Source organism: Aquirufa beregesia (assembly GCF_011090385.1).
GTDB classification, from domain to species: domain Bacteria; phylum Bacteroidota; class Bacteroidia; order Cytophagales; family Spirosomataceae; genus Aquirufa; species Aquirufa beregesia.
In genome coordinates this window covers 464,034-476,442 of record NZ_SEWW01000001.1, presented here as the reverse complement: position 1 = coordinate 476,442, position 12,409 = coordinate 464,034, and the positions used below count along the sequence as shown (strand labels likewise).

The following is a 12,409-nucleotide window of genomic DNA, read 5'->3' as shown; positions in this document are numbered from 1 at the left end:
TTTTGATTGAAACAAAACCACAAGAACCATTACTTGCGGCTTTGCCTATTGTTAGACTATTCCGAGATCGACTCGTCGTGTTGCGAAATGTCTAAACCTAATCTTTCTTCTTCCTCGTTAACACGTAATGGAATAATTTTATCCGTTACAATTAAAAGGATATAGGATACGCCAAAAGCAAAGGCGGAAACAATAGCAAGAGCTAAAATATGTTTTACGAATAAATCTGTTTCACCGTAGAACAAACCGTTACTAGCAACTGCTGAGTTCACTGCGCTTGTAGCGAAAATACCAGTCATTAACATACCCATCATTCCACCTACACCATGGCAAGGGAATACGTCTAAGGTATCATCTAAATTAGAAGATGCTCTCCAGTGAGCGATGATGTTGGATACCAAGGCTGCAATTACACCGATGAAGATGGCTATAGGTAATGTTACAAAACCAGCTGCTGGTGTGATGGCTACTAAACCAACAACAGCACCGATACAGAAACCTAAAGCAGATACTTTTTTACCACGAGTTATATCAAACAAGATCCAAGATAAACCTGCAGATGCAGCAGCGATATGCGTAGTAGCGAAAGCGGTTACAGATAATGAGTTAGCGCCTAAGGCAGAGCCCGCATTAAAACCAAACCATCCGAACCAAAGTAATGCTGTTCCTAACAATACGTATGGAATATTAGCTGGAGGCAAAATGTTAGATTCAATGTGCGATTTTCTACGACGTAAGTAAAGAGCTCCAGCTAATGCTGCCCATCCAGCTGACATGTGAACTACCGTTCCACCTGCGAAATCCAATACACCTAAGTTGAATAAGAATCCATCTGGGTGCCATGTCCAGTGAGCTAATGGAGAATATACACAGATGCAGAAAAGCACCATGAATAAAACGTAAGCTTTGAAGTTAATTCTTTCTGCTAAAGCTCCTGAGATCAAAGCTGGCGTAATTACCGCGAACTTCATTTGGAAAAAAGCAAATAGAGCAAAAGGAATCGTGAATTTAATTTGGTCAGCAGATCCTAATGATAATTTGTGGTCAAACACATTATTGAACATAAAAAAGGTAGTGGGGTCACCAATCCAGCCACCAATGGAATCTCCAAATGCTAAGCTGAATCCAAAAATTACCCAAATTACACTGATTACACCCATGGCAATGAAAGATTGCAACATAGTAGAAATCACATTTTTATGATTTACCATTCCCCCATAGAAATAAGCTAATCCAGGAGTCATTAAGAGAACCAAACCAGAGGCAACGATGAGCCAGGCTGTGTCACCCGTATCAATGCCTTCTGTAGGAATCGATCCAGGTAGATCGGTAAACAATGCAAGCACCGCAACTGCAAGTAATACTAGAAGCGGAATCCAAGTTGGTTTTTGTGTTGTCATGTCCGTAAATTTAGGTTAAATTAAAATTTGTATATAAAGACTGTTCCAAATGTGGCTTGTGATTTTTGAGACTTTCCATCACCATCCACAAATTGTGCTGTTTTGAAAGAGTCTGTTCTTAATTCTGGTTTGATTAATAAGTGTCCTTCTGCGGTGGTGAAAGTAGCTGTTAAAGTAAATGAACTAACGTCCGTTCCTACAGTCTCACCAGCTGCATTGATGCCACGTAAGGCTCTAGCTCCACTAGTATTGTCAAATACTTCGTAACGGCCTCCTAAGCTAAAGTGATCTGTGAAGGCATAGTTAGAGTAAAGTGCTACTCCACCCCAAGCTTTGCTATCGCCTACACTTCCACCGCCTTGGAAATCACCTGTTTGTGAACCGTAAGCTGCGTTTAAACCAATTAAATATTTAGGGCTAATTTGATAAGAGGTGGTTAAGTCAAATAGGTTGTAACTGCCCGAATCATCTTTTCCACTAGCTAATGGAGCTGACTCATTGGAAGTAATTCCGTTGATATATACATTCCAACCTTCCTTAGGAGCAAAAAAGAATTGACCAATGAATCCCTTAGAAGAGTTGTTGTCGTTTAAATTGTCCACGTTGTTCACAATACCCAACATCAAAGCGGCTTTAGAAGAGAAAGCATAATTGGCTTTAGCTCCAATATGGTAGAAAGGACCGTTGTTGAATAAGTTAGACAATGAATAATTGTAATTCACAGGAGCATCAATGACTTCATATCCAATGTGTGTACCAAACTGTCCAACAGTGAATGTCCATTTGTCGCTCGGCTTCCAGTTGAAGTACGCTTGTTTAATAGCTAAAGCGGTAGAAGCTTTTCCTACTCCTAATGGTCCAACTACGTTACCATATTGACCAAGGTCAGCATTGGGTCCAAAAGTTAAATCAACAACCACATCAGAAGTTTTTGTAGCATAGCCAAATTTGGTTTGCACCAATCCTAAAGAGAATTGATTTGATTTTTGATCAAATGCTCTTTCGTTTCCTGCAACGCCTAGATTGCTGCGATTTGTCGGATTGTTAAAATTTAACATATAGTACGAATCGATGTAACCCGAAAATGTAAATTTTGAGCTCTCAGCTTCTTTTTCTTGGGAAAATCCCAAAAAGCTAATTCCTGACAATAAGAGGGTAAAGATTGATTTTTTCATATTCTTTAAATTTTAATGGGAAAATAAATGCTTGACTACGGGACAAATATTGTTTTAAAAAAAATACAAAACAAGAATTATTGATAAAAATTAAACCTAAAAATGATAATTATTCAAAAATATTACAATTTATAGTTTAAAATTAAACCTTAAATTCGAATAATTACAAAAATGCATAAAAATGATATTGAAAATAAAACCTATTTTTTGAAAAAATGCAATTTGGGGTTTTGTTTCTTAGAATAGTATAAATTGAATAACCTGACTAGGAAAAAGTTGGTTTGGATTAAACTGAGGCAAAAAAAAAGACCTGCACTTGGCAGGTCTCTTCTGGAATCTATATAATAGCTAATTATTCAGCATGTAACCAAGCTTTTTTAGCTAATAAGGTTTCTTTATCTTCTACATGATCTGGATCAGGTACGCAGCAATCCACAGGACAAACAGCTGCACATTGTGGTTCCTCATGAAACCCAGTACATTCCGTGCATTTATCTGGAACGATGTAATAAAATTCTTCTGAAACGGGCTCAACAGGTGCTTTGGCATCCATGGTAGAGCCATCACCTAATTCAACTTCTGTTAAAGCCGTTCCTCCTGCCCAAGTCCATTCAACTCCACCTTCATAAATTGCTGTATTCGGGCATTCTGGTTCGCAAGCCCCACAGTTAATACACTCATCTGTAATAATAATAGCCATAATCTTTTGTTTAAGACCTTAATCGTCCTTTTTGAAAGAAATTTCTGCAATTTACATCCAAAATTTTGAATACTATATATTTTTAAAAGACTATTGCAAATTTTTTAGAACTTTGCATTCTCATTACACGCTAAGAACCATTCCATTTATGAGAAAAGAGTCATTTTTACAGCTCATTGCCTTTTTGTCTGATTATTTCACAAAGTCATCTAACAAGGAAAAAATAGAACTTTTTGTAGATAGAGCTAAAAATGAGAATCCTTGGTTCTCCGAGCACCTCATCCGAGAAGCCATGGAGGCTGTTCAAAAGCAATTTTTTGATGTGGCCGCTTGGGATGCTTTTTTCCTTCAACACCCCCATCAAGTACCAGCTAGCCACAAAGTGGGCTTAATTTTAGCAGGAAATCTTCCTGCCGTAGGAATTCACGATGTATTAATGACATTAGCCAGTGGTAATGAGGCCTACATTAAATTGAGCTCTCAGGATAAATCCATCATGTTATTGTATGTCCAAGCAATGCAGGAGTTCAGCTCTGATGTGCCCATTCAACTGATTGAACGATTGCAAGGTATGGATGCTGTCATTGCTACAGGAAGCGATTTCTCTGGTTCTTATTTTGCCCATTATTTTGCTACAATACCGCATATTATACGCAAGAATAGGACTTCCATTGCTGTGTTAGATGGTTCAGAATCTCAAGAGGATTTTCATGCTTTAGCTAGCGATGTATTTTCTTATTATGGATTGGGTTGTAGAAATGTATCGACCATCGCTATACCAGAGGCTTATGACCCTACCCCGCTGTTTGATGTGTTAACTCAATACCATTGGGTTTTAGATCATACCAAGTATTCCAACAATTACCAGTACCATAAAACCTTATTTCTCTTAAATCAGATTCCCCATTTTGATTTAGGAAATTTATTGATTCAAGAAAGTCAAGATTTAGTCTCTCCCGTAGGTGTTGTTTATTTGAGAAAGTATGCCTCTCCCGATGAATTGCAATCGTGGATTCAAACTTCAGAAGGAAAAATTCAATGCATTGTAGGAGCTGAATCAGATCATGAAAATCAGGTAGGTTTTGGAAAAAGCCAACAGCCTGGGCTGAGCGACTTTGCCGATGGAATTGATACCTATGCTTTTTTAACAAGCTTGTCGTAAATGAGGTATTTTAATATATAAGTCCCCAAAATGCCCACTGTGGCTCCTGTAATGACATCCAGCGGATAATGGGCTCCTAAGTAAACTCGACTGTAAGAGACTAGAAAAGCCCATAGCAACAATATATTTCTGGCAATTTTATGTTGGGTTATAACATAAAAGCCAAAAGCCAAAGCAAACGAATTAGCAGCATGGGACGAACAAAATCCATATAATCCACCACAACCATCTGGTAAATATATCCAAGAACTAAATTCTGGTACATGACAGGGTCTTAATCGATGAAAATAAGGTTTCAAAATACTAGACGATATCTGGTCTGCCCAAACGATGCATAAAATCAAATAGGATATGGAAGCTAAAAATAGCTTTTTCTTTTGTTGGTAAACGATGTAAATCAAATACAGGTACATAGGAACCCAAATCCAGCGGTTGGATAAAAGCACCATGATTTCATCTAGACCACTCGCATGCGCTTGGTTGATCCATTGAAATACATCACTATCCCATTGTGGCCACATGACTAAAACTGAAAGATTTCACGTACTCGTTGAATCGTAGCCTCAGCAATAGGTTTTACTCGGGCCTCTCCTTCTTCTAATTTGGCTTCAATTTCCTTGGGATTGGCCATATAATAATCGAATTTCTCTCGGGCATCTTTGAAATATGCCAACATAGCCTCATACAAAGCTTGTTTGGCATGTCCGTATCCGTAACCTCCTTGCAAGTAATTAGCCCGCATTTGAGCTACTTCCTCTGGAGAAGCAATCAATTGATACAATTTAAACGTAATATCCTCATCTGGATTCTTCGGATCCTCCAAAGGGGTGGCATCCGTCACAATTTTTTTGATTTGTTTCAATAAATCCTTTTCATCTGAAAATATATCTATGTAATTGTTCAAGGATTTGCTCATCTTTTGTCCATCGATGCCTGGGATCGTCATGACATGCTCGGAAATTTCAGCTTCTGGAATGACGAAAATACTATTTTCAATTATAGTATTTAATAGAAATTCATTTTGATTCAGTAAATCATAATTATTAATATCTGTACCATGATTCGTATGCTTTGATCCAAAAATAGGATAGTTATCAATAAAACTTTTGTATGTCTGAAGAATTATTCCAGTGTCTTCAATTAGTCCAATTGTTTTAATAATTAGTGAATTTGAAATAGAATCTATGTCCTTATTCTTAATGCTATTTTTAATTTTCTGGATATTCGAATTAATTTCAATTACTATTTTAGCAGCATATTTTAAATTAAAATTGAATGTAGTAGTATTGTTATTACTGTAATCTATTGCATTATTTCGATGTTTTAATTCAATTTGTTTGTAATAATCTTTAAAAAGATTTATATATTCTAATGGGTTTATAAAAATATCATTGTTTAAAAAAACGTAATTATGACTTTTTATTTTGGAATCTAATAGATTTAATGATTCCAGTAGACTGTTTGGGGCATTATTTGTTTGTTCTTTTAACTGTCTTAAAATGTTTAAACGATTTATTCCCTCTGCCATATCCCTCGTCATTTCAATATGCTGACGCTGATCTTTACCAACAGGTATCAGGTTAGCATCATACAATAGAATGTCAGCGGCTTGTAAAACGGGATAGGTAAATAAGCCCGCATTCACATCAGCCAATTTGTTGGATTTATCCTTGAAACTATGGGCATTGGCCAGCATTGGGAAAGGCGTCACGCAGGATAGATACCATAATAATTCCGTATGGTAAGGAGCGAGTTTCGACTGGCGATAAAAATACGTATGTTGGGTATCAAGACCACAAGCTAACCAAGCGGCAGCAATGGATAAGGTATTGGCTCGGATGGTTGCCCCATCTTTTAGACTCGTTAATGTGTGTAAATCTGCTATAAAAAGGAAAGATTCATTACCAGATTTCTTAGAAAGTTCAACCGCTGGTAGGATGGCTCCTAATATATTTCCTAAATGTGGCCGACCAGAAGATTGAATGCCCGTCAGAATGCGCATGCTTAAAAATTTAATGTTTTACAAAAATCAAGAAAATAGCGCGAAACTCCCAAAATTTGCGGGCAAGTATTGACTTATTTATTTAAATTCGTTTATATTTTTTGATTCCAAGGCCTATGTCCATTCCTACTTCCCTTTTGACCTTTTTATCTGATTTAAAAGAAAACAATACGAGAGAATGGTTTGGAGAAAACAAGGAAAGATTCCTAGAACAAAAGTCGGCTTTTGACCAATTTACTATTCAGCTCATTTCGCTATTTGCTGATTTTGAAAATATGGACGGTGTGGAATTAAAGCATTGCTCCTATCGGATCTACCGTGATGTTCGCTTTGCCAAAGACAAGGCTCCCTATAAAACTTGGTTTTCAGCCAGTTTCTCTGAAGGTGGTCGCAAGTCGGGTTTAATGGATTATTATGTACACATAGAACCAGGAGGCAAGTCGTTTTTAGGTGGAGGAATGTATGATCCAAGTCCGGAGCAATTGGCCTTATTTCGACAAGAGATAGACTATAATGCGCAGCATTTGAAAGGAATTATACATGCTCCTACTTTTTTGAAAGCCTTTGGAGAACCCGTAGGTGATTCTTTAAAAAAAATGCCCAAAGGATATGTGGTAGATCATCCAGAAATAGAACTATTGAAGAAGAAACAATTATTTTTTTGGCGAAAATATAGCGATTCAGAAGTTATTAGTCCCTTGTTTGTGGAAAGTCTAATACAGGATGCACAGGTATTGAAACCCTATTTGGATTTCTTGAATGCCATTTTTTTTGATAAAGAACCCTTTTCTATTAAGTAATATATGCAGTTTTCGCATTTGCACAATCACTCTCAGTTTTCTCTTTTGGATGGTGCGTCCAAGATATCTTCCATGTTTAAAAAGGCCAAGGCAGATAATATGCCGGCTGTGGCCATTACTGACCATGGAAATATGTTTGGTGTGTTCCAATTTGTAGCAGAAGCAGGTAAACATGGTGTTAAACCCATTGTGGGATGTGAGTTTTATTTAGTGACTGACCGCCATAAGCAAAGCTTTACCAAGGAGCAAAAGGATAAAAGGTATCACCAACTCTTTCTAGCCAAAAACCCAGAAGGTTATCAAAACTTAGTGAAATTATGTTCTCTGGGATTTATGGAAGGGATGTATTCCAAATATCCCAGGATTGATAAAGAATTGGTGTTGAAATACCATAAAGGGTTAATTGCAACAACATGTTGTTTAGGAGCCAGCGTTCCTCAAGCCATTTTACGTTCAGGTGAAGCCGAAGCAGAAAAGGAATTTAAATGGTGGTTGGATTTATTTGGTGAGGATTATTACATCGAGGTACAAAATCACCATATTCCTGAGCAACAGACGGTGAATGAAGTCTTGTTGCGTTTTGCGAAGAAATACAATGTAAAAGTTATAGCATCCAATGACAGCCATTATTTGGACCAAAAAGATGCCAATGCACACGATATTTTATTGTGTATTAATACAGGTGAAAAGCAGTCCACTCCTACTTATAAGGATATAGAAGGTGATTTTGATATGAAAGGAAAGCGTTTTGCTTTCTATAATGATCAATTTTATTTCAAGACCACGGAAGAAATGACCCAATTGTGGTCACATATTCCTGAATCCATTGATAATACCAATGAGATTGTCGGCAAAGTAGAAACCTTGGAGTTGAAAAAGGATGTTTTATTGCCGAATTTCCAAATCCCTAGTACCTTTTTGAGTCAGGATGATTTCTTGGAGCATTTGACCATGGAAGGAGCCAAAAAGCGCTATGTGGATATCAACCAAGAAATTGAAGAGCGCTTGCGATTTGAATTACATACCATAAAAACCATGGGGTTTGCAGGTTATTTCTTGATTGTGGCTGATTTTATTAATGCAGGAAAGGATTTAGGAGTATATGTGGGACCAGGTCGTGGTTCTGCGGCAGGGTCAGTTGTGGCCTATTGTTTGGGAATAACCAATATTGACCCCATTAAGTACAATTTACTATTTGAGCGTTTCTTAAATCCTGATAGAAAGTCTTTACCTGATATTGATACGGATTTTGATGATGAGGGCCGACAAAAGGTCATAGATTATGTCGTGGAGAAATATGGACGTAATCAAGTAGCACATATAGCCACCTACGGTACCATGGCAGCCAAAATGTCTATCAAAGACGTGGCTCGTGTATTGGATTTACCCCTTTCCGAATCCAATGCTTTAGCAAAATTGGTACCAGATAAGCCCAAAATTTCGTTAGAGCGTGTGATGAACGCTCCTTTAACTGGCGACGGTAGTTTGGCCGATAAAGAAAATTTATCGAGTGAGGAATTAGAGCAAGTCAAGCAATTAAGGCAAATCAAAGCGGGTGGTGGTTTAGCCTCCCGGGTGATTGAAAATGCTTTGGTATTGGAAGGTTCGGTTCGAGGAACGGGAATACATGCCGCTGGTATTATCATTGCTCCCAATGATTTAACGGATATTTTACCCGTTGCCACGTCCAAGGATGTTAGTTTATTGATCACACAATTTGATGGTTCAGTCATTGAAAACGCTGGTGTGATTAAAATGGACTTTTTAGGTTTAAAGACCTTATCTATTTTAAAGGAAGCCATTCGCTTGATCAAGCAAAATCATGGAATAACGATTGATTTGGACACTCTTCCTCTGGATGATGTTAAAACATTTGAATTATATCAAAGAGCAGAAACGAATGGTACCTTCCAATTTGAATCTCCGGGGATGCAAAAACACCTGAAGGATTTAAAGCCCGATCAGTTTTCTGATTTGATTGCCATGAATGCTTTGTTTAGACCAGGTCCAATGGTCTATATTCCTAATTACATTTCCCGTAAGCACGGAAGAGAGAAAATTGAATACGATTTGCCAGAAATGGAAGAGTATTTAAGTGATACCTATGGAATTACGGTGTATCAAGAGCAAGTGATGCTTCTTTCTCAGAAGTTGGCCAATTTCACCAAAGGTGATGCGGACGTCTTGAGGAAGGCTATGGGTAAAAAGGATAAGGCGACGATCGATAAAATGAAGGGTAAGTTCATGGAAGGTGGACAAGTCAATAATCACCCAGCAGATCGATTGGAGAAAATTTGGACCGACTGGGAAGCATTTGCTCAATATGCCTTTAACAAATCACACTCAACTTGCTATGGATTAGTGGCTTACCAGACAGGGTATTTGAAAGCTAACTACCCTTCTGAGTTCATGGCGGCGGTACTTTCTAACTCCTTAGGTAATATTGAAAAGATTACCTTCTTCATGGATGAGTGTAAACGCATGGGAATTCCTTTATTGGTTCCCGATGTGAATGAATCAGAAAGGTATTTTGCGGTTAATAAAAAGGGACATATTCGTTTTGGACTAGGGGCCATCAAAGGAGTGGGTGAAGCAGCTGTTGATGCCATTGTAGAGGAAAGAGCGAAAAATGGGGAGTATACCGATATTTTTGATTTTGTTTCCAGAATCAATGTACGCCAAGTGAATAAGAAAAGTTTGGAGTCCCTGGCATTTGCTGGAGCTTTTGACTGTTTTACAGAAATTCCTCGCTCCCATTATTTTCATGTGGATCAAGAGAATACCACTTTTATTGAGAAGATAGTAAGATATGCCTCACGCATGGCAGAATTGAAAGCCAGCGCCACGCAGTCCTTATTTGGCGAGTTAGGAGCAGGTACGGGTAATGACATTGCTAAACCAAGAATACCCATTGCTGAAGCCTGGTCTGTGATGGAGCAATTGAAGAATGAGAAGGAAGTAGTAGGCGTTTACATTTCAGGACATCCATTGGATGAGTATCGAATAGAAATCAATAATTTCTGTAATTCTAGCGTCTCACAATTGGAGTTAAAAGGTGGAAATGTACAGTCCTTTGCTGGTATTGTAACCAAAATGAACGTGCGAACCTCAGGAAACGGAAATCAATTCATGATTTTCAGTTTGGAGGATTTTACTGGTACAACCGAGTTTGCGCTTTTTGCCAAGGATTATATTGAATTTGAACGCTTCATTGGTCTCGATCGACTGTTATTTATTCAAGGAGTTTATAAAAATAAAAACTCTTATTCGGATCAAAAAGCCTTCAAAATTCAATCCATTGAGCTTTTGTCAGAAATTTTATCTTCTAGAACGAAGGAAATGAAACTTTCTTTGAACTTACATAGTTTAAACAAAACTTCATTAGATCATTTGTTAGATACCTTAGAAAGACATAAGGGAAACAAAAAGTTGGTGATTGAGGTGTACGATGAAGTAGATAGGTTGCAGCTTGATTTTATGTCGCGCAAAATGCAATTGAATATAGAAAAGTCTTTAATGGACGAATTGGCTGAAATAGAGAACATTACGGTAAAATTGATATCTTAATTAGCTTGTTTATCCAATAGAAATAATAAAAATGTTTAATTTTGAATTTTAATAAAAAATAAATCATGGGAAAATACGTAGAGGCTACTGATGCCAATTTTCAAGAGTTAATAGGTTCTGATACTCCGGTATTAGTGGATTTTTGGGCTGAATGGTGCGGTCCGTGTAAAATGATTGGACCCGTAGTAGAAGAATTGGCAGGTGAAGTAGAAGGTCAAGCGATTGTAGCTAAAATGAATGTGGATTTAAATTCAGCGGTACCTGCTTCTTTGGGTATTCGTTCTATTCCAACATTGATGGTTTTCAAAAATGGAGAAATGAAGGAGCGTTTAGTAGGTGGAAACTTACCAAAATCAGTATTAGCTGAAGCTTTATTGAAGCACGCTTAATTTTTAGTAGTAACTAATTGGATAGCCTGTAGCAAGATGTTACAGGCTATTTTTATTTCGTCTTCTGTAATCACCAAAGGTGGTGCAATGCGGATGGAATAATCGCAAAATAAAAACCAATCGGTGATTAATCCTTGTTCAATACAAGTGTCAATAACCGCTTTGACTGTTTGGAAAGAATCCATTTCAACAGCCAACATCAGACCAATACCCCGTACTTCTTTGATACTTGGATGAATTAAAAGGTCTTTAAAAAGTTGACTTTTCTTTTCAACATCATCCAATAAGTGTTCTTCAAAAATAGTTTCTAGCGTGGCCAAGGAGGCAGCGCATGACACAGGATGACCCCCAAAAGTGGTAATATGACCTAAAACGGGTCTTACTGTAAGGCTTTGCATGATTTCTTCTGGTGCAATAAAAGCACCAATGGGCATCCCCCCTCCCATTCCTTTGGCAGAAAGTAAAATATCAGGTTCTATGTCCATGGCTTGAAATGCCCAAAATGTACCTGTTCTTCCAAAGCCTGTTTGTATTTCATCTATGATTAACAGACATCCAGTTTCTTGGCATCGTTGTTTTAGCGCTTGAAAATAGGATTTGGAAGCTAACCTCACTCCTGACTCTCCACCCACTATTTCTATGACAATAGCCGCTGTTTTATGCGTGATTTGAGCTAAGTCAACTACATTCCCATGTCGAATATGGCGAATATCAGGTAATAAGGGACGAAAACTGTTCTTAAAATTTTCATCCCCAGCTAAAGACAAGGCGCCTTGTGTAGCACCGTGATAGGCTTGAAAACAGGAAATAATTTCAGTTCTTCCCGTGTATCTTTTGGCCAGTTTCATGGCTCCTTCTACGGCTTCTGTTCCTGAATTAGTAAAATAGACTTGATTCAATCTGGAAGATTGGGTTGATTTTACTAGGGCAGCGGCTAGTTTTACCTGTGGACTTTGGATGTATTCCCCATAAACCATTAAATGCATGTAGGCATCTAATTGGTTTTTAATGGCAGAAATAACTTTAGGATGTCGATGACCCACATTGGAAACGGCTATACCTGAGATTAAATCCATATAGGATTTACCTTGATCATCATATAGATATATATGTTCCGCTTTTTCAATTTCCAAAGCCAAAGGTGCATCAGAAGTTTTAGCAAGATGATCAAGAAATAGTTGTCGATGTGTAATAGCCATAATCAAAAGAAAAAC

Annotated in this window: 10 protein-coding genes and 1 pseudogene; 4 read left to right on the top strand and 7 right to left on the bottom strand. The window is 37.6% G+C overall.

Annotated elements, in window-relative coordinates; translation table 11 throughout:
* Positions 1-56: 56 nt before the first annotated feature.
* From EWU23_RS02045 to EWU23_RS02035, 3 genes are all read right to left on the bottom strand, one after another.
* Entirely contained in the window at positions 57-1,400 is a 1,344-nt protein-coding gene (locus EWU23_RS02045) for an ammonium transporter (protein ID WP_166228300.1), read from the bottom strand.
* A gap of 20 nt (positions 1,401-1,420) precedes the next feature.
* Complete coding sequence (locus EWU23_RS02040; protein WP_166228298.1) at positions 1,421-2,575, bottom strand: porin; 1,155 nt, start codon at positions 2,573-2,575, stop codon at positions 1,421-1,423.
* A 352-nt stretch (positions 2,576-2,927) separates the two neighbouring features.
* Positions 2,928-3,275 carry a 4Fe-4S dicluster domain-containing protein gene (locus EWU23_RS02035; RefSeq protein ID WP_166228296.1) on the bottom strand — a complete coding sequence of 116 codons (348 nt, stop codon included), beginning with the start codon at positions 3,273-3,275 and terminating at the stop codon, positions 2,928-2,930.
* A 148-nt stretch (positions 3,276-3,423) separates the two neighbouring features.
* On the opposite strand from EWU23_RS02035, the gene EWU23_RS02030 reads away from it, so the two are divergent.
* A complete protein-coding gene (locus EWU23_RS02030; RefSeq protein WP_166228294.1) occupies positions 3,424-4,437 on the top strand; it encodes an acyl-CoA reductase in 1,014 nt (337 codons plus the stop codon).
* Here EWU23_RS02030 and EWU23_RS02025 read toward each other — a convergent pair.
* The 3 genes and pseudogenes from EWU23_RS02025 to trpS all read right to left on the bottom strand — a co-directional run.
* Complete coding sequence (locus EWU23_RS02025) at positions 4,410-4,958, bottom strand: phosphatase PAP2 family protein (RefSeq protein WP_166228292.1); 549 nt, start codon at positions 4,956-4,958, stop codon at positions 4,410-4,412. The genes EWU23_RS02030 and EWU23_RS02025 overlap by 28 nt on opposite strands.
* A 2-nt stretch (positions 4,959-4,960) precedes the next feature.
* Positions 4,961-5,413, bottom strand: a complete 453-nt coding sequence (locus tag EWU23_RS14435; RefSeq protein ID WP_449500859.1) for a hypothetical protein — start codon at positions 5,411-5,413, stop codon at positions 4,961-4,963.
* A gap of 372 nt (positions 5,414-5,785) precedes the next feature.
* Positions 5,786-6,439: pseudogene (gene trpS, locus EWU23_RS02015) on the bottom strand (tryptophan--tRNA ligase); the annotation flags it as partial.
* Positions 6,440-6,555: 116 nt separating this feature from the next.
* Here trpS and EWU23_RS02010 point away from each other — a divergent pair.
* The 3 genes from EWU23_RS02010 to trxA all read left to right on the top strand — a co-directional run bounded on the left by EWU23_RS02010 (position 6,556) and on the right by trxA (position 11,195).
* Positions 6,556-7,239, top strand: coding sequence for a DUF2461 domain-containing protein (locus EWU23_RS02010; protein ID WP_205753051.1), 684 nt, complete (start codon positions 6,556-6,558; stop codon positions 7,237-7,239).
* A 3-nt stretch (positions 7,240-7,242) separates the two neighbouring features.
* Positions 7,243-10,806, top strand: a complete 3,564-nt coding sequence (gene dnaE, locus EWU23_RS02005; protein WP_166228290.1) for a DNA polymerase III subunit alpha — start codon at positions 7,243-7,245, stop codon at positions 10,804-10,806.
* A 65-nt stretch (positions 10,807-10,871) separates the two neighbouring features.
* Positions 10,872-11,195 (top strand): thioredoxin, encoded by a 324-nt coding sequence (gene trxA / locus EWU23_RS02000; RefSeq protein ID WP_109323049.1) that lies wholly within the window; start codon positions 10,872-10,874, stop codon positions 11,193-11,195.
* Here trxA and EWU23_RS01995 read toward each other — a convergent pair.
* Positions 11,192-12,394 carry an aspartate aminotransferase family protein gene (locus EWU23_RS01995; RefSeq protein ID WP_166228288.1) on the bottom strand — a complete coding sequence of 401 codons (1,203 nt, stop codon included), beginning with the start codon at positions 12,392-12,394 and terminating at the stop codon, positions 11,192-11,194. The genes trxA and EWU23_RS01995 overlap by 4 nt on opposite strands.
* Between the last annotated feature and the right edge of the window lie 15 nt (positions 12,395-12,409).